General features: G+C 70.2%; 23 protein-coding genes. 5 read left to right on the top strand and 18 right to left on the bottom strand.

What is annotated here, in order from left to right; genetic code table 11:
* Positions 1-92 precede the first annotated feature (92 nt).
* The 4 genes from AB0367_RS27350 to AB0367_RS27335 are packed head-to-tail and all read right to left on the bottom strand — an operon-like array spanning position 93 to position 3,294.
* On the bottom strand, positions 93-431 hold the full coding sequence (locus AB0367_RS27350; protein ID WP_366229293.1) for a cytidine deaminase: 339 nt from the start codon (positions 429-431) through the stop codon (positions 93-95).
* Complete coding sequence (locus AB0367_RS27345; protein WP_366229292.1) at positions 424-1,746, bottom strand: hemolysin family protein; 1,323 nt, start codon at positions 1,744-1,746, stop codon at positions 424-426. The genes AB0367_RS27350 and AB0367_RS27345 overlap by 8 nt, the downstream gene beginning before the upstream one ends.
* A gap of 4 nt (positions 1,747-1,750) precedes the next feature.
* Entirely contained in the window at positions 1,751-2,206 is a 456-nt protein-coding gene (ybeY, locus tag AB0367_RS27340; protein WP_366229291.1) for an rRNA maturation RNase YbeY, read from the bottom strand.
* 14 nt (positions 2,207-2,220) lie between these two features.
* Positions 2,221-3,294, bottom strand: coding sequence for a PhoH family protein (locus AB0367_RS27335; RefSeq protein ID WP_366229290.1), 1,074 nt, complete (start codon positions 3,292-3,294; stop codon positions 2,221-2,223).
* A 218-nt stretch (positions 3,295-3,512) separates the two neighbouring features.
* On the opposite strand from AB0367_RS27335, the gene AB0367_RS27330 reads away from it, so the two are divergent.
* Complete coding sequence (locus AB0367_RS27330; RefSeq protein WP_366229289.1) at positions 3,513-4,304, top strand: VOC family protein; 792 nt, start codon at positions 3,513-3,515, stop codon at positions 4,302-4,304.
* Between the two features lie 565 nt (positions 4,305-4,869).
* On the opposite strand, the gene AB0367_RS27325 is transcribed toward AB0367_RS27330, so the two are convergent.
* From AB0367_RS27325 to hrcA, 6 genes are all read right to left on the bottom strand, one after another.
* Positions 4,870-6,192 (bottom strand): serine hydrolase domain-containing protein, encoded by a 1,323-nt coding sequence (locus AB0367_RS27325; protein WP_366229288.1) that lies wholly within the window; start codon positions 6,190-6,192, stop codon positions 4,870-4,872.
* Positions 6,193-6,215: 23 nt separating this feature from the next.
* Positions 6,216-6,566, bottom strand: coding sequence for a histidine triad nucleotide-binding protein (locus tag AB0367_RS27320; protein WP_366229287.1), 351 nt, complete (start codon positions 6,564-6,566; stop codon positions 6,216-6,218).
* Between the two features lie 1,284 nt (positions 6,567-7,850).
* Positions 7,851-8,054: a hypothetical protein gene (locus AB0367_RS27315; RefSeq protein WP_366229286.1), complete on the bottom strand. Its 204-nt coding sequence runs from the start codon at positions 8,052-8,054 to the stop codon at positions 7,851-7,853.
* A 252-nt stretch (positions 8,055-8,306) separates the two neighbouring features.
* Positions 8,307-9,005 carry a 16S rRNA (uracil(1498)-N(3))-methyltransferase gene (locus tag AB0367_RS27310; RefSeq protein WP_366229285.1) on the bottom strand — a complete coding sequence of 233 codons (699 nt, stop codon included), beginning with the start codon at positions 9,003-9,005 and terminating at the stop codon, positions 8,307-8,309.
* A gap of 114 nt (positions 9,006-9,119) precedes the next feature.
* Entirely contained in the window at positions 9,120-10,247 is a 1,128-nt protein-coding gene (gene dnaJ, locus AB0367_RS27305; protein ID WP_366229284.1) for a molecular chaperone DnaJ, read from the bottom strand.
* Positions 10,248-10,273: 26 nt separating this feature from the next.
* On the bottom strand, positions 10,274-11,296 hold the full coding sequence (hrcA, locus tag AB0367_RS27300) for a heat-inducible transcriptional repressor HrcA (RefSeq protein WP_366229283.1): 1,023 nt from the start codon (positions 11,294-11,296) through the stop codon (positions 10,274-10,276).
* 184 nt (positions 11,297-11,480) lie between these two features.
* Between hrcA and AB0367_RS27295 the strand changes: the two genes are divergently transcribed.
* Positions 11,481-12,104: a DUF4870 domain-containing protein gene (locus AB0367_RS27295; protein ID WP_366229282.1), complete on the top strand. Its 624-nt coding sequence runs from the start codon at positions 11,481-11,483 to the stop codon at positions 12,102-12,104.
* Positions 12,105-12,147: 43 nt separating this feature from the next.
* Here AB0367_RS27295 and hemW read toward each other — a convergent pair whose 3' ends face one another.
* Entirely contained in the window at positions 12,148-13,344 is a 1,197-nt protein-coding gene (gene hemW / locus AB0367_RS27290; protein WP_366229281.1) for a radical SAM family heme chaperone HemW, read from the bottom strand.
* A gap of 99 nt (positions 13,345-13,443) precedes the next feature.
* Here hemW and AB0367_RS27285 point away from each other — a divergent pair, with 99 nt between their 5' ends.
* From AB0367_RS27285 to AB0367_RS27275, 3 genes are all read left to right on the top strand, one after another.
* On the top strand, positions 13,444-14,220 hold the full coding sequence (locus AB0367_RS27285; RefSeq protein ID WP_366229280.1) for an enoyl-CoA hydratase family protein: 777 nt from the start codon (positions 13,444-13,446) through the stop codon (positions 14,218-14,220).
* Between the two features lie 57 nt (positions 14,221-14,277).
* Positions 14,278-15,177: a hypothetical protein gene (locus AB0367_RS27280; RefSeq protein WP_366229279.1), complete on the top strand. Its 900-nt coding sequence runs from the start codon at positions 14,278-14,280 to the stop codon at positions 15,175-15,177.
* 133 nt (positions 15,178-15,310) lie between these two features.
* A complete protein-coding gene (locus AB0367_RS27275) occupies positions 15,311-16,231 on the top strand; it encodes a phytanoyl-CoA dioxygenase family protein (protein WP_366229278.1) in 921 nt (306 codons plus the stop codon).
* Positions 16,232-16,311: 80 nt separating this feature from the next.
* Here AB0367_RS27275 and AB0367_RS27270 read toward each other — a convergent pair whose 3' ends face one another.
* The 7 genes from AB0367_RS27270 to ettA form a co-directional block, all read right to left on the bottom strand.
* Positions 16,312-16,593: a GlsB/YeaQ/YmgE family stress response membrane protein gene (locus AB0367_RS27270; RefSeq protein WP_366229277.1), complete on the bottom strand. Its 282-nt coding sequence runs from the start codon at positions 16,591-16,593 to the stop codon at positions 16,312-16,314.
* Positions 16,594-16,660: 67 nt separating this feature from the next.
* Positions 16,661-17,176 carry an NUDIX hydrolase gene (locus tag AB0367_RS27265; protein WP_366229276.1) on the bottom strand — a complete coding sequence of 172 codons (516 nt, stop codon included), beginning with the start codon at positions 17,174-17,176 and terminating at the stop codon, positions 16,661-16,663.
* A complete protein-coding gene (gene lepA / locus AB0367_RS27260; RefSeq protein ID WP_366229275.1) occupies positions 17,173-19,053 on the bottom strand; it encodes a translation elongation factor 4 in 1,881 nt (626 codons plus the stop codon). Before lepA ends, AB0367_RS27265 begins: the two co-directional genes overlap by 4 nt.
* Positions 19,054-19,500: 447 nt before the next feature.
* Positions 19,501-20,049 (bottom strand): YbjN domain-containing protein, encoded by a 549-nt coding sequence (locus AB0367_RS27255; RefSeq protein ID WP_366229274.1) that lies wholly within the window; start codon positions 20,047-20,049, stop codon positions 19,501-19,503.
* A gap of 169 nt (positions 20,050-20,218) precedes the next feature.
* Positions 20,219-20,842 (bottom strand): hypothetical protein, encoded by a 624-nt coding sequence (locus AB0367_RS27250; protein WP_366229273.1) that lies wholly within the window; start codon positions 20,840-20,842, stop codon positions 20,219-20,221.
* Positions 20,830-21,243: a thioesterase family protein gene (locus tag AB0367_RS27245; protein ID WP_366229272.1), complete on the bottom strand. Its 414-nt coding sequence runs from the start codon at positions 21,241-21,243 to the stop codon at positions 20,830-20,832. Before AB0367_RS27245 ends, AB0367_RS27250 begins: the two co-directional genes overlap by 13 nt.
* 6 nt (positions 21,244-21,249) lie before the next feature.
* The gene (gene ettA, locus AB0367_RS27240) at positions 21,250-22,929 is read right to left on the bottom strand and encodes an energy-dependent translational throttle protein EttA (RefSeq protein ID WP_366229271.1); all 1,680 of its coding nucleotides are present in this window, start codon (positions 22,927-22,929) and stop codon (positions 21,250-21,252) included.
* Positions 22,930-22,981 lie beyond the last annotated feature (52 nt).

Genomic DNA, 22,981 nt, shown 5'->3' with positions numbered 1-22,981 from the left:
CTTATCAGCATTTAGCGGTCCCCGGCTCCACCTCAGCATCACGCGTTGGTTGAGCCGAAGCAGCCAGGCGGGAATAGCCGGGCTGGCCGGGCCTAGTCCTCGACGGTGGCGAACACCGTGGCGTCGGGGGCGGCCAGGTGGATCGGCGCGGACGGTGACACATCGCGGACCGCCGCGTGGCCCAGGCCGTCGAGCGTCGAGGCCTCGGTGACCACCGCGGCGGCCTCGATCTTGGTCGCGCCCGACGAGACCGCCGCCGCGACCGCCAGCTGCAGCGCGGTGACCGACAGCGACGGCAGCGCGACCGACGCGGCGTTGTACGTGCGGCCGTCCCCGTCGCGGACCGCCGCGCCCTCGACGGCACCGACGCGGGCGCGCGCCGCACGGGCCAGGGTCACCAGTTTGGCGTCCTCGGCGGACAGTTCAGGCATCGGCGTGCTGCCTCTCGATCTCGTGGCTGGTCTGATCCTCGTCCTCGGGCTCGGCGCGCCGGACGAGGAGGGTTTCGATGCGGTTGCGCCGGCCCGTGGCGCCCTCGGCGACGAGCACGAGGCCACCGACGACCGCGGTCGCGCCGGGGATCGGGACCCGGCCGAGGGCCTGAGCGAGCAGGCCGGCAACGGTCTCGGCTTCGTCGGCGGGCAATTCCACGCCGAACAGCTCGCCGAGGTCCTCGATCGGCAGCCGGCTGGTGACCCGCACGGCGCCGTCGGGCAGCTCCTCGACCGGCGGGCGCTCGGCGACGTCGTACTCGTCGGTGATCTCGCCGACGATCTCCTCGAGGATGTCCTCGATGGTGACGAGACCCGCGGTGCCGCCATATTCGTCGATGATCACGGCCATGTGGGTGCGTGCCGCCTGCATCTCGCGGAGCAGGTCGTCGACCGGCTTGGACTCGGGCACGAAGGTGGCGTCGCGCATGACCTGGGCGACCGGCATCTCCGCGGCGCCCGGGTCGTCGCCGGCGGTGCGGCGCACGAGGTCCTTGAGGTAGACGATGCCGAGCACGTCGTCGACGTTCTCGCCGACGACGGGGATGCGGGAGAAGCCGCCGCGCATCGCGAGCATGAGGGCCTGGCGGACAGTCTTGTGCGCCTCGATCCAGACCATCTCGGTGCGCGGCACCATCACCTCGCGGGCGATCGTGGTGCCGAGCGCGAACACAGAGTGGATCATGTCGCGCTCGCCGTGCTCGACGACGCCGCGCTGCTCGGCGAGGTCGACGAGCTCGCGCAGCTCGATCGTGGTGGCGAACGGGCCCTCGCGGTATCCCTTGCCGGGGGTGACCGCGTTGCCGATGAGGATCAGCAGCCGGGCCAGCGGGCCGAGGGCCGTGCCGAGCCAGCGCACCAGCGGCGCGGCGAACCGGGCCACGTGATACGCGTGCTGGCGCCCCATGGTGCGGGGCGCGACGCCGACCACGACGAAGCTGATGACGGTCATCACGCCGGCGGTGATCAGCGCGGCGAGCCAGTCCTGGTCACCGCCGACCCACGCGGCGGTCTCCAGCGCGACCAGGGTGGTCGCGGTCAGCTCGCACAGCAGGCGCAGCAGCAGGAGCAGGTTGACGTAACGGGCCGGGTCGGCGGCGATGACCTCCAGCGCGGTCGCGCCGGGCCGGCCCTCGCGGGCGAGCTCGTGCGCCCGCGCAGGGGAGACCACGTTGAGTGCGGCGTCGGTCATGGCGAACAGGCCTGCCAGCACGACCAGCCCAGCGGCCGTGGCCAGCAATGTGGCGTCGCTCACGACTTCACGACTTTCGCCAGCTCTCCAGCAGCCGCGCCTGGAGGCCGAACATCTCGGCCTCCTCCTCCGGCTCCGCGTGATCGTATCCGAGCAGGTGCAGGATGCCGTGGACGGTGAGCAGCGCCAGCTCGTCGATCGTGGCGTGCCCGGCGGTGACGGCCTGCTTCGCGGCCACCTCCGGGCACAGCACGATGTCGCCGAGCAGGGCCGGCTCGCCGGCCCCCTCGCCCGGGCCGTGATCGACGCTGCCCTCGTCCATCGGGAAGGCCAGCACGTCCGTCGGACCGTCGCCGTCCATCCAGCGGTGGTTGAGCTCGGTCATGTACTCCACGTCGACGAGCAGGATCGACAGCTCGGCGAGAGGGTTGACACCCATCTCGTCGAGCGCGTGCCGCGCCACCGCGAGAATGGTGTCGGAGTTGACGTCGACGCCGGACTCGTTGGCGATCTCGATGGACAACAGCGCTCCCGTGGCTATCTGCGTCGCCCGGGCCGGCCACCCTGTGCGGCGCGGTCCGGGACGGCACGCACCGGCTGCTGAGCCTCCTGCGCTTCGTCCCAGCGGGCGTAGGCGTCGACGATGTCACTGACCAGCCGGTGGCGCACGACATCGGCGCTGCCGAGCTGGGCGAAGTGAACGTCCTCGACGCCGTCGAGGATCTCACGGACGACTCGGAGGCCGCTGCGGGTCCCCCCGGGGAGGTCGACCTGCGTGATGTCGCCGGTGACGACGATCTTCGAGCCGAAGCCCAGCCGCGTCAGGAACATCTTCATCTGCTCGGGCGTGGTGTTCTGAGCCTCGTCCAGGATGATGAAGGCGTCGTTAAGGGTGCGGCCGCGCATGTAGGCCAGCGGCGCGACCTCGATCGTCCCGGCGGCCATCAGCTTGGGGATGGACTCGGGGTCGATCATGTCGTGCAGCGCGTCGTACAGCGGGCGCAGGTACGGATCGATCTTGTCGTAAAGCGTGCCGGGCAGGAAGCCCAGTCGCTCGCCGGCCTCGACCGCGGGGCGGGTCAGGATGATCCGGTTGACCTGCTTGGCCTGCAGCGACTGGACGGCCTTGGCCATGGCCAGATACGTCTTGCCGGTGCCCGCCGGCCCGATGCCGAACACGATGGTGTGCTGGTCGATCGAGTCGACGTAGCGCTTCTGGCCCAGTGTCTTGGGCCGGATGGTGCGGCCCCGCCTGGACAGGATGTTGAGCGTCAGCACCTCGGCCGGGCGCTCGGCGGTGTTCTGCTGCAGCATGCCGACCGTGCGCCGGACGTTGTCCGTGGTCAGGACCTCGCCCTTGCGCACCAACTCGATCAGCTCGCTGAAGATTCGCTCGGCCATGGCATTGTCGGCGGCTGCGCCGGTGATGGTGATTTCGTTGCCCCGCACGTGCACATCACTCTGCACCGACCGCTCGACGAGCTTGAGGATCTCGTCGCCGGCCCCGAGCAGCCTGACCATGACGTGCGGGTCGGGAACGGTGATCTTGCTGATGGCCCGCACGGGCTGTTCCGACGATGCTGCCGGCACGGGGTTTGGGGTCTCGGTCATACCTTGGCCGCGTTGGGCCTCAAGCACCTGCTTCCGGGCTCGCTCCAGCCTGGGCTCATGTCCAGGCTCTCATGGTATCGGCTGACTGCCCGCCCGACCGTTCCCATTTTCGCTCCGAACCGATTCGGCCGATCATGCCGTCTGCCGCGATTCGCCCGCGCGGGGCGGTCCTGTGCTGGTAGGGAGGCAGATGACCGATCCGATTGGAGCCCCCAGCCATGGTCGAACGCACCGGATACGTCGACGGCGAGCCCTGCTGGGCGGACGTCGTCGCGGCCGACCTACCGGCCGCGCAGCACTTCTACGCGGCCGTGTTCGGCTGGACCTACACGGACACCGGGGCCAATTTCGGGCATTATGTGATGTGCATGAAGAATGACCGGATCGTCGCCGGGATGAGCCCGCCGATGCCCGGGTCCGAGCAGCTACCGGCCGCCTGGAGCCTGTACCTCATGTCGCACGACCTCGCGGACACCGCGCACCGCATCGACGAGCACGGCGGCAAGCTGCTGATCCCGCCGATGGAGGTCCCGGACAGCGGCCGCATGCTGTTCGCCACCGACCCGTCGGGCGCGGCGTTCGGCGCGTGGGAGCCGGGCCGGCACACCGGCTCGCAGCTGTACGACGAGAACGGCGCCCTGTGCTGGGCCGAGGTGATGACGCGGGAACCGACCGTGACCGACTTCTTCTACCACGGCGTCTTCGGTTACCTCCAGACCAGGATCCCGACTCCTGTCCGCCCCGGTTTGGAACCCTTCGACTACTCAGCGTGGACCGTCGGTGACGCCGAGCCGGTCGCGGGCCGCCTCAAGATGACGGCGGAGTGGGACGGCGTGCCCGCCCACTGGACGGTCTACTTCGCCACCGACGACACGGACACCGCCGCGGCGCGGGTGCTGGCCGCGGGCGGCCGGGTGCAGCGCGGCCCGTTCGACTCCCCGCACGGCCGCCTGGCCGTGATCGAGGACCCGAACGGCGCCGTCTTCACGATCATTTCGCGTGGTTTTTAGTGTTTCTAGCTGTTTCTAGCTGTTTCTAGCCTGGCTCTCGCTTCGCTCGAGCATCGGTGGGGGGGGTCCCACCCCACACCCCCCATGCCCGCTTCGCGGGCACTTTTGCGGGCGCTTACGCGCAGTGGTTGCGGTCCCGTGCGCACGCTGCGCGCAGAGGTTGCGGTCCCGTGCGCACGCTGCGTGCAGAGGTTACGGCTCGTGCGGGCTGCGCGCAGTGGTTGCGGTCCCGTGCGCACGCTGCGTGCAGAGGTTACGGCTCGTGCGGGCTGCGCGTAGTGGTTGCGGTCCCGTGCGCACGCTGCGTGCCAGGGGTTGCGGTCCCGTGTGCACGCTGCGTGCAGGGTTGCGGTTCGCGCGGGCCCTGCATGCAGGGGCTGCGGTTCGCGCGGGCTGGACACGGCGAAGTCCGAAGCGCGGTCGCGGCCGGGGGCACCGCCGCCGCCCGCGCGCAGGGGTTGCGGCTCGTGCGGGCTGGGACACGGCGAAGTTCGAGGCGCGGTCGCGGCCGGGGCACCGCCGCCGGGCGCGCGCAGGGGGTGCGCTGTTGTCTTGCGGTGTGGTGTCAGAAGCGGTGGCCGTCGAAGGCCTCCTGGCCCCGCGTGAAGCGGTACGTTGCCCAGTGCATTCGCACGACCGTGCCGTTCTCGTCGCGGGTCAGGCGGAGCAGTTCGCCGGTCTCGCGGCCGGAGACCGTGCGGAACAGGTCGGGCTCGCCGTCGACCGGGGTGAACACGGCCGGCGGCCACTTGGCGGGCGCGTTGACAGCACGGGCGAGCAGGGTGCCGTCGCGCCAGCTGAACGCGTATTCGAATCCCTCGCCCCACCAGCGGCCAAGCACGGAGCGGTAGTGCGCCGGGGCCTGCGGGCCGGGCACCCACGGCGCGATGTCTGCCGGGTCGTGCTCCGCCACGGCGGCGAGCAGCTCGTGCGGCAGATCGAGGATCGCACCCGCCGTACCGGATGAACCAAGAGACGCCACACCGACGGCCCTGGGCGTGCCGGAGCCGCCGATCCGGCCATACGCGCCGGCGAGGAACCCGGGCATCGCGCCGTCGTGGCCGACGTGCACGACCCGTTCCCCGCCCGGCTGCGGGTGCAGGATGAGACCGAGGCCGAAGGCGCGCGCCCAGAGGACGTCCTCGGTGACGGCCTGCGGCACCCGCATCTCCTCGACGGTGGCGGCGGACAGCACGGTGCCGTTGGGGTCCATGCCGCGCGGGTCGGCCAGGAACGCGGCCCAGCGGGCCAGGTCGGCAGCGGTGCTCCACAGCTGGGCGGCGGGGCCGACGGCGCCGAAGTCGTCGGGCGGCTCGGGGTGGGCGTAGTCGGACCAGGCGTCGACCTGGTAGCCGACGACGGGTCGCTGTGGCGTGACCGCGATGTCGTACAGCCCGAGCGGCTCGAGGATGCGCTCCCGCAGGGCCTGCTCCCAGGTGCCGCCGCGCAGCCGCCCGACGAGGTGGCCGAGCAGGGCGATCGCCAGGTTGGAGTAGTGGAAGCGCCGGCCGGGGCGCAGCACCTGCTCGGCGCGGTCGAGCTGGGCGAGCAGCCCTTCGACATCGGGCGCCTGCATGGTGTCCCACACGTCACCGAACGGCTCGCGCTGCAGGCCGGACAGGTGCGAGAGCATGCGGCCGATGGTCAGCTCGCCGTGTGCCTTGACGGGCAGGTGCCGGGCGATCTGGTCGTCGAGGTCGAGCAGGCCGTCGTCGCGGCACTGCATGACGAGCACGGCGGTGAACGTCTTGGTGATCGACCCCATCCGCAGCTGGCTGGCGGCGTCGACCCCCTCGCCCACCTGGAAGGTCCATAGCGGACGGTCAGCCCGGTGGACGGCCACGCTGAGCGCCGGGACCCGGCTCTCCGCCTGGACCCGTCGGGCCATCCTTTCGTACCGCTGAACCGGCCTCATGCCATGACCATGGGCCCGAGCGGCCGGCCGCCGAGCACGTGCGCGTGCACATGGAAGACCTCCTGGCCGGCGTTGCGGCCGACGTTGAAGATGACGCGGAAGCCCCCCTCCGGCAGCCCCTCGGCCTCAGCCACGGCGGCGCAGGCGGCGAGCACCTGACCGGCGAGCCCGGGGTCGGCCTTGGCGATCTCGACGACGTCGGTGTGGTGCGCCTTGGGGATCACCAGCACGTGGACCGGCGCCTTGGGCGCGATGTCGCGAAACGCCAGCGTCGTGTCGGTCTCGTGCACGACGGTCGCCGGGATCTCGCCGGCGACGATGCGGCAGAAGAGGCAGTCACTCGTCACGAACGCATCTTATGGGGTCGCCGTGGGTCGATCTTGGCGGTTGGGGTGCCGCTCAGCGGCGCGAAGGGTACTGGTCACCGGCGCCTCACGCGGGATCGGCTCGGCCCACCAACCGACGACCTCACCATCCGTAGCCTCATCCGACAGGTGCGTGTCGCCACTGGGCCGCATCCAGCCGGTGTGGTCACGGCACCCGTGGGCGATCGGCAGGTCGCAGCCCGGCACGCCCCTCGAGCCCTGTACGCACACGACCACGTGCATGGGTGAGACGTCCCTGCCGCCAATGATCGACTTCGCGTAGACCATGACGACCTCACCGTGCACCTGGACGCCGCCCCGCTGGCCTCACGGGCAACCGGCACGCATCAGTGATATGAGCGTGCACCATTTGACATTATGGACCGCTGTTCGGGTCGGTGGTTTCGGTCGGGTTTTGGGATAATGGCAGGCATGGGTCAGCTGCAGTTGTTTCCCAGGAAGGAGTTGGCTGCCATGCGTGACCGGACCAGGTCACGTCGTTATTCTCCGGCGAATGAGCAGTTCCGCCGGGAGCATGCGCGGCATCGGGAATGGGGCCTGGCCAAACGGCACTCCGAGAAACTCCGCCGCATCCGCGGTGACACCCCGCCGGCGACCGGCGGGACGGCCAGGAACAGGGGCCGGTGCCACCCTCGCCGCCGCCGGTCACGCCGCCTGACCAGGCACAACCTGACCAGAAACGACGCCCCGCGAGCAGCACCACGACAAACGGCTGCGGTCCCGCGCCGCGCCAAGCCGACGGCGCCGGGCAGCCCCGTCCCGTCCCGAAGCGTCGCCGCGCATCCACGCCACAACTGCGCCCGTCCACCGGTCCGGCAACGCATCGAATGGTTCGCGGCAATATACGGCACCCGGTGCATCACGGCCACCTTTCGACAATGCCACGCACGGCCAGGCGGCATCTCCGCCGAATTCCCCGAAAGGCGGGAACAAGCAATCGCTATACTCGTGGACCGCCGGTGCCGATTTCCCGAATGTCTCGGCAATGGCGACGGCCCGCGCAACGCACACATCGCCACCGGGTACCGCTGTCACGGTCCGTACTCGCCGACGGTGGACCACTGTGCGATCACGCCACGGGGAATGTGCTCGTGTCGAACCGGGATCGTCGGACTGCCTTCGTCGACTCGAAGAGTGTCAGGAAGCCCGATCCGGGCTGGATCGCTCGGCGGCGCTGCAGCCGGTGTCAGGTGCCATGCTCTCCGTCGACGCGAAGGCCAGGGGATCATCGACGCACAGTTGTGACTACAGTGCGTGGCCAGGAGACACGTATTCGCCCGCCTCGCTGGTCACGGCCTGGTGCTGGTGCCGCATTTGGCCGTACACCTTCGAGCGTCCCGACGCCGGGTCCGACGCTGTGGTGGTGACGCACTGGCGGCCGGACAGCCCGGCGAAGGCGCTCGCCGACCCGTCGGCCGCACACACCGTGCCCGGCATCGTGGCGAGCACAACACGTCCATCTCCGTGCAGGGCCCGGCGCACATCGCCGACCCGGACGTGATGATCGCCGCGGGCCAGACAGTTGTCGCTCGCCGAGCCATGGGCGCTGGCGTACGAGCACGAGGGCGAACCGTGGATGGCAGTACCCGTGCAAGGACGGCCGCGTGCTCGTCTTCACCGCGCAGTCCCGCGAGCCCGGCATCGCCACCGCCCGCCACAGCGTGGATTATGGACCCGGGCTGAGCTGAGGCGGCGCCGGGATCACCAGCGGCCGAGGCGCACGGACAGGGCCGAGACCGCGGCGGCGCCGGCCGTCGACGTGCGCAGCACCTCGCGGCCGAGGCGCACCGGCGTGCCGCCGATCGACGCCAGCTCCTCCGGGGCCACCCCGCCCTCCGGGCCGACGACCAGGGTGATCTCCCCGGTGGCGGGCAGCGTCACGGCGGACAGCGGCTCGCTCGCCTCCTCGTGCAGGACGAGTACCGTGCCGGTCAGGGCGAGCTGTCGCGTCGAGCGGGCCTCGGTCACCTCCGGCAGCCACGGACGGCGCGACTGCTTGACCGCCTCGCGTGCGGTCGAACGCCACCGCTCCAGCGGCTTCGCGTCCCGCCACCGGGCCACGCTGCGGGCCGCCTGCCAGGGCACGATCCGGTCCGCGCCGACCTCTGTCAGCAGCTGTACCGCCAGTTCGCCCCGCTCCCCCTTCGCGATCCCCTGCACAACGGTGATCGACGGGTCGGCGGGCGGCACGTGCTCGGCGGGGTCGAGGGCGAGGTCCAGGGCGCCCTTGTGCGCGGCGAGCACGACGCCGCGGGCCAGGCCGCCCCGGCCGTCGCACAGCAGCAGCGCCTCGCCGGTGGTGATGCGCTGGACGTTGGCGGCGTGATGGCCCTCGGCGCCGGCCAGGGTGAAGCGGTCACCGGAGGGCAGCTCGTCGACGAGGAAGAGCGGCGGGCTCATGCCGAACCCTCCGCAACGCTGCGACTGCGGCATGAGCTACGCCCGCGCCCGCTCCGCTGCGGACCGCTCATGCGGGACCCGCAGCACCCCGGCCGCGACGAGCGGTGGGCCCGATCACGCGTGGCCGTTGAAGGCGTCACGCATCCGGGAGAAGAAGCCGCCCTGCTTCGACAGCTCGGCGACCTCCTCGCCGCGGCTGCGGGCGAACTCGCGCAGTAGCCGCTCCTGCTCGGGCTCGAGCCGGGTCGGGGTGCGCACGTCGAGGTGGACGTAGAGGTCGCCGCGGCCGGCGCCGCGCAGGTGGGGCACGCCCTTGCCGCGGATGCGCAGCGTGGAGGTCGGCTGGGTGCCGGCCTTCACCTCGACCGTCTCCTCGCCGTCGAGGGTCTTGATGGTCAGCCGCGTGCCGAGGGCCGCGGCGGTCATCGGCACGGTCACGCGGCAGTGCAGGTCGTCGTCCTTGCGGGAGTACACGTCGTGCGGGCGCTCGTGGATCTCGACGTAGAGGTCTCCGGGCGGGCCGCCGCCGGGGCCGACCTCGCCCTGCTGGGCGAGGCGGATGCGCATGCCGTCCTCGACGCCGGACGGGATCTTCACGGTCAGCGAGCGGCGGGTGCGGACCCGGCCGTCGCCGCCGCAGGTCGCGCACGGGTGCGGGATGATCGTGCCGAAGCCCTGGCAGGCCGAGCACGGGCGGGCCGAGACGACCTGGCCGAGGAAGGTGCGCTGGACCGACTGGACCTCGCCGCGGCCCTGGCAGATCTCGCAGGTCTGCGGGTGGGTGCCGGGCGCCGTGCCGGCACCCTGGCAGGTGGTGCAGACGACGGCGGTGTCCACCTGGATCGGTGCCTCGACGCCGAACGCGGTCTCGTGCAGGTCGAGGTCGAGGCGCAGGATCGCGTCGGCGCCGGGCCGCACCCGCGGGCGCGGCCCACGGGCGGACTGGGTGCCGAAGAAGGCGTCCATGATGTCCTGGAAGCCCACGAACGCGCCGCCCGCCGGGCCTCCGGCGCCGCCGCCGTTGGGGGCCAGCGGGTCGCCGCCCAGGTCGACCATCTCACGCTTGCGCGGGTCGGAGAGGACCTCGTACGCGGCGTTGATCTCCTTGAACTTCTCGTGCGCCGTCGGGTCCGGATTGACGTCCGGGTGAAACTCGCGGGCCAACCGACGGTAGGCCCGCTTGATCTCATCGGCCGTGGAGTCCCGCTTGACGCCGAGAATCCCGTAATAGTCCTTCGCCACTGAGTCCTATGCCCCTGAGATAGATGTCAACTCTGTGCCAGCAGGTCGCCGACGTAGCGTGCCACGGCGCGCACGGTCGCGATGTTTCCGGGGTAGTCCATGCGGGTGGGGCCGAGTACGCCCATCCCGCCGACCACCATCGAGCCGGGCCCGTATCCGGTGGCCACGATCGACGCGGTCCGCAGGTCCTCGATCTCGTTCTCGTCGCCGATGCGCACCCGCGTGCTGCTGGGCTCGACCTCGCCGAAGAGCTTGAGCAGGATGACCTCCTCCTCGAGCGCCTCGAGGATCGGCCGCAGCGAGCCCTGGAAGTCCAGCAGGCCGCCGCGGGCCAGGTTGGCGGTGCCGGCGAGCGCGATGCGCTCCTCGGTCCGCTCGACCAGCGTCTCCAGCAGGACCGTCGAAAGGGCCGTCATCGGCGGTCGCAGGCCGGGTGCCGCCTCCTCGATGAGCGCCAGCACCAGCGGCGGAGTCTCGGCCAGCCGCTGGCCGACCAGCTTCTCGTTGATCACCCGGCGCAGCTCGGTCACGTCGTCGGCGAGGATCGGGCCGGGCAGGTCGACCAGGCGCTGCTCCACCCGGCCGGTCTCGGCGATCATCACGACCATGATCCGCGTGGTGGAGATCGGCACCAGCTCGAAATGTCGCACGGTCGCGCGCGACAGGCTCGGATACTGCACCACGGCGACCTGCCTGGTGAGCTGGGCGAGCAGCCGGACGGTGCGATGGACCACATCGTCGAGATCAACCGCGCCGATGAGAAACCGCTCGATCGCCCGGCGCTCGGCCTGGGTGAGCGGCTTGACCCGGGAGAGCTTGTCGACGAACAGCCGGTAACCAGCGTCGGTGGGCACACGGCCCGCACTGGTGTGCGGCTGCCTGATATACCCCTCCTCCTCCAGCACAGCCATGTCGTTACGGACCGTTGCCGGGGAGACCCGCAGGTTGTGCCGCTCGACGAGGGCCTTGCTGCCTACCGGTTCCTGAGTGGCGACATAGTCCTCGACGATGGCGCGCAGCACTTCAAGCTTCCGCTCGTCAAGGGCCATGGCACCTCCTCGAAGACTGGCACTCCCAACTAGTGAGTGCCAGTCTACGTCAGTCGCGCGGGGGCGCGGAATGATCGTTTGGTGCACGATGGGCGGCACGGCCGCTGGACTGGGCAAAAGTTGTCCAAAAGAAGTCATGTCGTGTCGCTGGCGCCACTTGATCGATGCACCTACCGTGGCCACCATGAGTGAACCACCTCGCCCCCCGGGGGAATACGGCTCGCCGTCGGACCCCAACGCCGGGTACCCGCCCCAGCCGCCCGTGTCGGGCGGCGGTTACGCTCCACCACCGTCGAGCGGCGGCGGCGCCTACGCCCCACCGCCCACGTCCGGCGGCGGGTACCAGCAGCCCGGCTACCAGCAGCCTGGGTATGAACAGCCCGGCTACCAACAGCCTGGATACCAGCAGCAGGGTTACCAACAGCCTGGGTATCAGCAGCAGGGCGCGTACGGCGCGCCCGGCGGCGCTCCGGCCGGCTACGCCAACAGCGACGAGAAGACGTGGGCGCTCATCGCCCACTTCGGCGGCATCCTGTTCGGCTTCGTCGCGCCGCTCGTGGCGCTGCTGGCCAAGGGCAACGAGTCGCCGACGATCAAGGCGCACGCGAACGAGGCCCTGAACTTCCAGATCACGTGGGGCATCGCCATGATCGTGTCGGTGATCCTCTCGGTCTGCTCGTTCGGCATCCTGATCTTCCTGCCGTTCATCGTGTGGATCGTCGTCCTCGTCTTCTCGATCCTCGGCGGCATGAAGGCGAACAACGGGGAGCTCTACCGCTACCCGATGACCTTCCGCTTCATCAAGTAAGCAGTCCGATTGAGGGCGGCCCACGCAACGAGGGCCGCCCTCATCACGTCAGGGCACGGGCCACGCCGTCGGCGAGCAGCCGCCCGCGCAGGGTGAGCACCGCCCGGCCGGCCTCGAACGCGGCCGGCTCGAGCTGCCCGTCGGCGAGGCAGTCCCGCGCGCCGGCGAGCCCGGCCGCGTCGAGCACGGACAGCGGCAGGCCGTCGGCGAGGCGGATGCGCAGCAGGACGTCCTCCATGCGACGTTCATCCGGCGTCAGCAGCTCACGGGCCTGCCCCGGCGACGCGGAGTCCGCCAAGCGCGCCGCGTAGGCGTGCGGGTGCTTGACGTTCCACCAGCGCACGCCGCCGATGTGGCTGTGCGCGCCCGGGCCGAGCCCCCACCAGTCGCCGCCCCGCCAGTAGAGCTCGTTGTGCCGGCACGGCGAGTCCTTCGACCAGTTCGAGACCTCGTACCAGGCGAGGCCGGCCGCGGCGAACGCCTCGTCGGCGGCGATATACCGGTCGGCCGCGACGTCGTCGTCGGGGTACGGCAGCTCTCCCCGGCGCATCCGGGCGGCCATGCGGGTGCCGTCCTCCACGATGAGCGCGTAGGCGCTGACGTGGTCGACCCCGGCGTCGATCACCGTGCGCAGCGAGGCGGCGAAGTCCTCCGGGCGCTCCCCCGGCGTACCGTAAATCAGATCCAGGTTGACCCGGTCGAACCCGGCGGCCCGGGCCTCGGCGGCGACCCGCGGCGGGCGTCCCGGGGTGTGCCGGCGGTCCAGCACGGCCAGCACGTGCGGCGCGGCCGACTGCATGCCGAGCGAGAGACGGTTGAAGCCCGCGACCCGCAGCTCGCGCAGCGCGGCGAGGTCGACGGACTCGGGGTTGGCCTCGGTGGTGACCTCGGCACCGGCGGCCAGGCCCCAGGTGCGGTCGATGCCCTCCAGGATGCGCGCCAGCTCGGCCGGGGGCAGCAGGGTCGGCGTGCCCCCGCCGAAGAATACGGTGTCGACGCGCGGCGGGCGGACCACCTTCGCGGCCAGGGCCAGCTCGTCGAGCACCTGCTCGGCGTAGCCGGCGCTGAGCACACCCTCGCTCGCCGTGTAGGTGTTGAAGTCGCAGTACCCGCAGCGGCTGGCGCAGAAGGGCACGTGCACGTATACGCCGAAGCCGGACCGCCCGGCGCCGTCGGCGACCCCATCGGGCAGCGCTCCGTCGCGCGGCATCGGCTCGCCGTCAGGCAGTGTTCCGGGCATGTCACCAGTGTCCGCGAACCGCGGAATCGCGGCAAAGGAGGGCGACCTGGGCGGGGCGAACCACTGCGATTTTCCGGCGAGGGGCACTAATGTGCCCGCATGTCTCTCGTGCGGTCACAAACCGAGCGGGGCGTGGCGACGCTCACCCTCGACAGCCCGGCCAACCGCAACGCGCTGTCCACAGCCCTGATCGAGGAGCTGCTGGCGGCGCTGGCGGCGGCCGACACCGACGACGCGATCCGCGCGGTCGTGCTCACCCACACCGGCCCGGTCTTCTGCTCCGGCGCCGACCTCAAGGAGACCGCGGCCGCGTTCGGATCCGGCCGGCCGCCGGTGAACCGGCTCGGCGAGGTCCTCGCGGCGATCTGGGAGAGCCGCAAGCCGGTCGTCGCCCGGGTGGCGGGGCCGGCCCGTGCGGGCGGCCTGGGGCTGATCGCGGCCGCCGACATCGCCGTGTGCAGCACCGCCGCGACGTTCGCGTTCTCGGAGGTCCGTATCGGCGTGGTCCCGGCGGTGATCTCCGCCACAGTACTGCCGCGGCTGTCCCCGCGGGCCGCCGCCGAGCTCTACCTGACCGGGGCGACGTTCGACGGGGCGCGGGCCGAGCGGGTCGGACTGGTGACCGCCGCGGTGGACCCGGACGAGCTCGACGCGGCGGTGGAGGGCTACCTGCGCGACCTGGTCCGCGGCGCGCCGGGCGCGCTGGCCGGCACCAAGGAGCTCCTGCGGCGCCACGAATCCGAAACGTTCCGTGACGAGATCGCGGCCATGACCGAGCTGTCCGTCGGGTACTTCGGATCCGCCGAGGGCATGGAGGGCATCATGGCATTCCGGGAGAAACGGGACCCGAATTGGGTTCCGGACGGCGTTCGCTGACGCCGTGGGGTGGCGCCGGGCACGTAGGCTGTTCGACCTGAGCGACGGGAGGTGACGATGCGTGGTCGAACGCTGGTGACGTTGGCGGCCGTGGCCGCCGTCGCCGTGGCGCTGTGCGCCTACGTCGTGATCCACAAGGTGGGCGAGAACATCCCGCTGCGCATCCCCACCCTCGGCAAGGCGTGCGTGGTCAACGCCGGCAACGCATCGGTCAAGGCCACCGCGGACGGCTCCGGCGAGGTCGGGCTCGACACGGAGCAGCTGGCCAACGCCGCGACGATCACCGCGGTCGGGCTCACCCGCAAGATCCCGCACCGCGGGCTGGTCGTCGCGCTGGCCACCGCGTGGCAGGAATCGAAACTGGAGAACCTCGCCGGCGGCGACCGCGACTCAATCGGGCTGTTCCAGCAACGGCCCAGCCAGGGCTGGGGCCGGCCGGAGCAGATCGCCGACCCGCGCTACGCGGCCAACGCGTTCTTCACCGCCCTGCTCAAGGTCAAGGGCTGGGAGAACATGCGGGTCACCGACGCCGCCCAGGAGGTGCAGCGCAGCGCACACCCGGAGGCCTACGAGAAGTGGGCCGACGAGTCCGAGATCATGGTCCGCGCGCTCAGTGGCGACGTGACCGGCGCGGTCGCCTGCAGCGTCAGCGAGGCGGCCAGCCGCGGCCCGGAGGCGGCGCGCTCCCTGGGCGCGAGCCTGAAACTCGACTGGGGCAGCGTCAGCACCGCCGACGTGGCCGACCTGGTCGGGGTGGCGCTGAAGGTCCGCGAGCCGAAGTCCGGCTGGCAGTACGCGCACTGGCTGGTCGCCCACGCCCAGGACCACGGCGTGAAGCGGGTGGTCTTCGGCGACATGCAGTGGACGGCGTCGAGCGGAGCGTGGTCGCACGTGACGGAGCGTGGCGGCATCAACGCCGGACCGGCCGGTGAGCGGGTCGTCGCCGAGGTCTACTGAGAGCCCTGACGTTCCGCGCGACCAGCGGGTTGTCGCACTTTCGGACACTGTCCGGTGGCCAACTCCCGAGTCGGGCGCGAGTGCACCTCGCGTTACGATCGGGCGTTCGGTTCGACGAAACTAAGGGGAGGACATGACGTCCGCTGCACCCGACTACGGCGGTCTCACCGGCTACGAGCCGATCAGCGAGGCTGACCGCAAGGAGTTCCTGGACAACGGCTTCCTACTGGTCCGCAACGTCCTCAAGGAGGACCACCGGGCTCAGCTCGAGGCCGCCATGGACCGGGTCTGGGCCGAGGAGAAGGCGGCCGGCTCTTCCTTCTTGAAGAAGGACGGCACGCTGCACCTGCTGGGCTTCCTGACGCGGGACGACCTGTTCGGGCACCTGCTGACCCAGCCGACCCTCTTCCCCTACATGTGGGGCCTGGCGGGTTGGAACATTTACACGCACCACAACCACCTGGACATCACGCCGCCCACCTCCGAGGAGGAACCCCCCTCCTGGGGCTGGCACCAGGACGGATACCGCCAGAACTCCGACCCGGAGACCCTGGACCCGAACCTCCCGCGGCCGATGTTCTCGCTGAAGATCGCCTACGTCATCTCCGACCTGTCGGAGCAGGGCCGCGGCGCCACCAAGGTCATCCCGGGCAGCCACCTCTGGAACTCGCTGCCCCGCCCGGCCGACACCACGGTGCACAACCCCGACCCCGAGGGCACCGTCGAGATCACCGCGAACCCTGGTGACTGCTTCATCTTCGACCGCCGCCTCTGGCACTCCCGGTCGCCGAACTACTCGAACGTCACGCGCAAGATGCTCTTCATCGGCTACACGTACCGCTGGATCCGCCAGCTCGACGACATGCCGATCGACTACGACGGCGAGTGGTGGGCCAACCGCACCCCCGTGCAGCGCCAGCTGTGCGGCGAGGCGACGCACACGGCCAACTACTGGGGCATCAACTGGAACGGCTACATCGACGAGGAGATTCCGCTCCGCAAGGAGCTGAAGACCCGCGGCCTGCTGGACCGTTCGATTCCCTGGCTGCGTTAAGTCCCCGTTCGCGTTTCAGTCGCAGCGCGAGGCCCCCGGCTTTTCAGCCGGGGGCCCGCGTTTTTCGAATGCGATGCTCGTTACGGCAGGGTGCGGTGACCACGACCGGCGAAACCGGCGACCAGGGCAACGCCGACGGCCGCGAGCAGAACCTGGATCAGCAACTCGCCCCAGTCGACGCCCGGGGTGTTCGTGGAGATGCCGATCGCATTGGCGACGACCGTACCCAGCAGCGCCGCGACGACGCCGATGACCATCGTCAGCCAGATCGGCATGCTCTGGCGCCCGGGGACGACCAGGCGGCCGAGCGCACCGATGATCAGACCGACGATCAGCGCGGTGATGATACCGGTGACAGTCATTGGTCTCCTCCTTACCAGCTCAACCAGGGGGCTGTGCTTTGCGGTTGAGCTTGTATTGCCCGCGGGCTCAGGGGACCAAACGCACCGAAGATTGTCGAACGAGCGGACTGCGCAGGACCGCGTCCATGGTCGGAAATGCCATTTCCGGCGGATCGTCCAGCGCCAGCCAGGCATATTCGCTGGCCTCGGCCGGATCGAGGGCGATCTCCCCGGCCGTGATCGTGGCCAGCCAGAAGCAGTCCAGAACGGGCAGCCGCTCGCCCTGGAACTCGTACGTCCCGATGTGCATGCCCGCGAACGCGCCCAGCTCGATCCGCACGCCCAGCTCCTCCCGTGCCTCGCGCACGGCCGCGTCGGCCGGGTGTTCGAAGCCGTCGCAGAAGCCGCCGGGAAGGTCCCACCACCCCTCGCGGGGCGGCCGGGACCGCCGGATGGCCAGGAAGCGGCCGTCGCGCACGATGATCGCGGTGCCGGTGGGGCGCGGGTTGACGAACACGGCATAGCCGCAGGCGCCGCAGACGGCGGGCGGCTGCTCGGTCCGCGCCCCGCACCGGGGGCAGTGCCTGGCCTCCGGGCCGGTCACTTCTTCGGCTTGGCGTCGCCGCCCGGGGTGTCCGAGGAGGACAGGGCGGCGATGAAGGCCTCCTGCGGCACCTCGACCCGGCCGACCATCTTCATCCGCTTCTTGCCTTCCTTCTGCTTCTCCAGCAGCTTGCGCTTCCGGCTGATGTCACCGCCGTAGCACTTGGCCAGCACGTCCTTGCGGATGGCGCGGATCGTCTCGCGCGCGATGATCCGGCTGCCGATCGCCGCCTGGATCGGCACCTCGAACTGCTGGCGCGGAATCAGCTTCTGCAGCTTGCCCGCGATCGTGACGCCGTAGTTGTACGCCTTGTCCTTGTGCACGATCGCGCTGAAGGCGTCCACCGGCTCGCCGTGCAGCAGGATGTCGACCTTCACCAGGTCGGCCTGCTGCTCGCCGGAGGGCTCGTAGTCGAGGCTCGCGTAGCCCTTGGTGCGGCTCTTGAGCTGGTCGAAGAAGTCGAAGATGATCTCGCCGAGGGGCAGCGTGTAGCGCAGCTCCACGCGGTCGGCGGACAGGTAGTCCATGCCCAGCAGCGAGCCACGCCGTCCCTGGCAGAGCTCCATGATCGCGCCGACGTAGTCGTTGGGGGTCAGCACCGTGGCGCGGACCGTCGGCTCGAAGATCTGGCCGGTCTTGCCGTCGGGGAACTCGCTGGGGTTGGTGACCGCGTGCTCGCTGCCGTCGTCCATGATCACGCGGTAGACCACGTTGGGCGCCGTGGAGATCAGGTCGAGGTTGAACTCACGCTCCAGCCGCTCCTGGATGATCTCCAGGTGCAGCAGGCCGAGGAAGCCGCAGCGGAAGCCGAAGCCCAGCGCCGCGCTCGTCTCCGGCTCGTACACCAGGGCGGCGTCGTTGAGCTTGAGCTTGTCCAGCGCGTCGCGCAGCAGCGGGTAGTCCGAGCCGTCGATCGGGTAAAGGCCCGAGTACACCATCGGCTTGGGGTCCTTGTAGCCGCCCAGCGGCTCGCTCGCCGGCCGCGCGTTGATCGTGACCGTGTCACCCACCCGCGACTGGCGCACGTCCTTCACGCCGGTGATGAGGTATCCCACCTCGCCGGCACCCAGCCCCGTGCTCTTGATCGGCTCAGGCGAGATGACGCCGAGCTCGAGCAGCTCGTGGACGGCGCCGGTGGACATCATCCGGATTCGGTCGCGCGCCTCGATCCGCCCGTCGACCACCCGCACATACGTGACCACGCCGCGGTACACGTCATACACGGAGTCGAAGATCATCGCGCGCGCGGCGCCGTCGGACTCGCCGGTCGGTGCCGGCAGCTGGCGCACGATCTCGTCCAGCAGGTGCGACACCCCGACGCCGGTCTTGCCGGAGACCCGAAGGCAGTCGTCCGGCTCGCACCCGATGAGGTGCGCGAGCTCCTCGGCGTACTTCTCCGGCTGCGCCGCCGGCAGGTCGATCTTGTTGAGCACCGGGATGATCTGCATGTCGTTCTCGAGAGCCAGGTAGAGGTTGGCCAGCGTCTGCGCCTCGATGCCCTGGGCCGCGTCCACCAGCAGCACCGCGCCCTCGCACGCCGCCAGGCTGCGCGAGACCTCGTAGGTGAAGTCGACGTGCCCGGGCGTGTCGATCATGTTGAGCACGAACTCTTCGCCGGCCAGGCCGCCCTCGCGGACCTTCCACGGCATGCGCACGGCCTGGCTCTTGATCGTGATGCCGCGCTCACGCTCGATGTCCATGCGGTCGAGATACTGCGCCCGCATCTGCCGGGCCTCGACCACCTCGGTGAGCTGCAGCATCCGGTCGGCCAGCGTCGACTTGCCGTGGTCGATGTGGGCGATGATGCAGAAGTTGCGGATCCGGTCCGGCACGCTGGCGCCGGGGCGGTTCGCGCCGGGGTCGATCGTCGGTGGCACAGGCGTCCGTTCTCCATCGGGCTGGGGATCTCATACATCGTCCCACGCCCGCCGCGATCCCGGCTCACGGCCGTGCCGCCCCGCCGTCCGCCCCGGCCCCGAGACGGCCCGTATCGGGGATTTGCCGTATAAGTCGGGTACGGGCGGTGGCCACGGCAAGTCGCGTTCGATCAATAGGGTGTTGAGAGCCGATCGAGAGGACATCGAGAGTCCCGCATCGGACAATCGTCCAGGTCGAGCGTTCACGTTCGTGTGAGGCCAGCGAACCGGCCGAAGCAGCCCCTGCACGCCGTGCGGTCGACGCCGATCGGCGTGGGTCCCAGGATCGACGCGCCACTAGGCACCGTGCGCATGCGTCGATCCTGTGGTCCCATGCCGACCGGCGGCCGGCCACGCTCAGTTCATAACCTCAGTCTCAGCCATGGCGCCCGCCCGTTCGGGCCGGCGTCAGAGGAGCCCACCCTCGTCGTGCAGCCAGTCCACGAAGCCCAGCGCCACCACCGCCGCGCAATCGACGAGCTCGGCGATGAGCGCGTCGTGCACGCCCGAGAGCAGGGGCACCTGCATCTCGGCGTAGATGGGCAGCTGGCCGCGGTCAGTAGGGTCGCCGACATACGCCTTGTAGAAGCGGCGCGTGTGGTTCCACTCGTTGACCACCCGATAGGAGCGGTCGGCCCAGTCCGGCGGGACCGTGCCGTGCGGCCGCGCCCGGATGACCAGGATCTCGTCCGACGGGCCCTCCAGCGCGAACAGCACCGCGTGGCGCTCCCACAGCGCGAGCAGGCTGCCGTCTCCGTCGGTCAGGTATCGGATCTCAAGCTTCTCGAGGGCCTCGGCCACCCGTAGCAGCGTCAACGGGGCGATCCCGCCGTCGCCACCCTCCTGCTCGCGCGCTCCGTCGATCGTCGGGATTGCGTCTTCCCGCGGCAGCTGAGCAACGGTCGAGTCGGTCTTCGACCCGCTCGGTTGCTCGGCACGCCATGGCCACCTTGGCATCGTTCGGACTCCCTGCTCCCCCGTGCGCCTCCACCCGCATGTGCGGTCCGTCGCCGATCGACTTCGCTCGGCGGTGGACCCGAAAGAGGACGGTACCCGTTCGGTCGAGTTTCAGCAGCCCCCAATTTCACCCTCGCACCACCCGTTCGGGTGAGGGTCTTATGGCCGTCTATCCGATCGAGGGTGATCCACCGGCGCGATGCCAGGCAGAGCCATACGTGCAGGCCAGAGCCGTCCACGGACCCGAAATCCGGACATCGACGAAGTCTCCTGCCGTCCCGGAGGTGAAACCCATTCGGATGACCGCCTGGACGAGGCGCTGAGAGACCGGTATACGGTCGCCAGCCTCGGTGGTGACCGTGATCGGCACGTGCTCGAGGAGCGCGTCGCGCAGCATCCGCGAGCCGACCGGCCGGCCGCCGACCCCCTCCGCGGCGGCGGTGCGCACGGTCTGGGCCGCCGCCTCGCCGACCCGGACGACGTCGCCGCGGGGGATCCGCTCGACGACGGTCCCCGGGACGCGGGGCAGCGACCAACGCCAATCGGTGTCCCGGGGCGCGGGAAGCTCGCCATCCATCGACTCGAGCAGCTCGCGGGCCGACACTGTCCGGTCGAGCGCGATCCGCGCGGGAATCCCGCGACATACGAGTACACCCCAGGGCAGGCGAGACCACAGCGTGACCGCACCCTCCCCCGCGGGCCGCAACCGCACGACCGCGCCGGGGTCCAGGCGCACGACCCGCGCCACGAACGCCACGGCGTCGGATCGGCCGGAATCGGCTAGCCAAGCCATGGCGAGAGGAATTCGCGTTCGATGTCGCGGACCCGGCGGGGCCGGCCGGCCTCGAGGTCGTAGGGGACGCAGACGGTCCGCGCCCGCGACGCGAGTTCCTCACCGTCGAAGAGCTCGTAGGCCACGGTCAATCGGGATGCCTTGATCTCCTCGAGCCACAGCTCGATGCGCACCGGGTCGCCGTAGTCGATCGGCCGCAGGTAGTCGATCTCATGACGTGCGATCACGATGCCGTTCTCGAACGACTCAAGGCCGGCCGCCCGGGCGGCGGTGAACATCAGCGCAACGCGCGCCTCCTCATACAGCGTGAGGAAGCGCGCGTTGTTGACGTGCCCATACGCGTCCAGGTCGGACCAGCGCAGGGCGCAGTGATAGATGAACCGCGCCACCGTATCCGCCAACTACCGTCAGTCGCGGGTCAGCTTGCGGTAGGTGACGCTGTGCGGCCGCGCCGCCTCCTGTCCCAGCCGGTCGACCTTGTTCTTCTCGTACGACTCGAAGTTGCCCTCGAACCAGAACCACTTGGCCGGGTTCTCGTCGTCGCCCTCCCACGCCAGGATGTGCGTGGCCACGCGGTCGAGGAACATCCGGTCGTGGGAGATGACCACGGCGCAGCCGGGGAACTCCAGCAGCGCGTTCTCCAGCGAGGACAGCGTCTCGACGTCGAGGTCGTTGGTCGGCTCGTCGAGCAGGATCACGTTGCCGCCGATCTTCAGCGTCAGCGCCAGGTTGAGCCGGTTGCGCTCACCGCCGGAGAGCACCTTGGTCGGCTTCTGCTGGTCGGGGCCCTTGAAGCCGAACGCGGCGACGTAGGCCCGCGACGGCATCTCGACCTTGCCGACCATCAGGTGGTCGAGGCCGTCGGAGACGATCTCCCATACCGTCTTGTCGCCGTCGAGGCCGGAGCGGTTCTGGTCGACGTAGGAGAGCTGGACCGTGTCACCCACGCGCACGCTGCCCGCGTCCGGCTGCTCCAGCCCGACGATGGTCTTGAACAGCGTGGTCTTGCCGACGCCGTTGGGGCCGATGATGCCGACGATGCCGTTGCGGGGCAGCGTGAAGGACAGGTCCTCGATCAGCAGGCCGCGCTCGTCGAAGCCCTTGCGCAGGCCGCTGGCCTCGATGACCACGTTGCCCAGGCGCGGGCCCGGCGGGATCTGGATCTCCTCGAAATCGAGCTTGCGCGTCTTCTCGGCCTCGTTGGCCATCTCCTCGTAGCGGCCGAGGCGGGCCTTGGACTTGGTCTGGCGGGCCTTGGCGTTGGAGCGCACCCACTCGAGCTCCTCGCTGAGGCGCCGCTGCAGCTTGGCGTCCTTGCGCCCCTGCACCGCCAGGCGCTGGGCCTTCTTCTCCAGGTAGGTGGAGTAGTTGCCCTGGTAGCCGTGGACCTGGCCGCGGTCGACCTCGGCGATCCACTCGGCGACGTGATCGAGGAAGTAACGGTCGTGGGTGACGGCGAGCACGGCGCCGGCGTACTTCTGCAGGTGCTGCTCCAGCCACTGCACGCTCTCGGCGTCGAGGTGGTTGGTGGGCTCGTCGAGCAGCAGCAGGTCGGGCGCCTCAAGCAGCAGCTTGCACAGCGCGACACGGCGGCGCTCACCACCGGAGAGCTGGGAGACCTCGGCCTCCGGCGGCGGGCAGCGCAGCGCGTCCATCGCCAGGGCGAGCTTGGAGTCGATGTCCCACGCGTCGGCGTGGTCGAGCTCCTCCTGCAGCCGGCCCATCTCATCCATGAGCTCGTCGCTGTAGTCGGTCGCCATCAGCTCGGCGACCTCGTTGAACCGGGCCAGCTTCGCCTTGGTCTCGGCGACGGCCTCCTCGATGTTGCCCAGGACCGTCTTGCTCTCGTTGAGCGGCGGCTCCTGCTGCAGCATGCCGACGGTGTAGCCGGGCATGAGACGGGCCTCGCCGTTGCTCGGGCGGTCGAGGCCTGCCATGATCTTGAGCAGGCTCGACTTGCCGGCGCCGTTGGGGCCGACGACACCGATCTTCGCGCCGGGCAGGAACGACAGCGTGACGTTGTCGAGCACGACCTTGTCGCCGTGCGCCTTGCGCGCCTTCTCGAGCACGTAGATGTACTGCGCCACGGTGCGGCCCTACCTCCGGTCAACATGTGTGCTGTCGGACCAATCTTTCCAG

Source organism: Dactylosporangium sp. NPDC051484 (assembly GCF_040689395.1).
Taxonomy (GTDB): Bacteria; Actinomycetota; Actinomycetes; order Mycobacteriales; family Micromonosporaceae; genus Dactylosporangium.
Note: the sequence above shows the minus strand (reverse complement) of the source record. Positions and strands in the feature narration are given on the sequence as shown.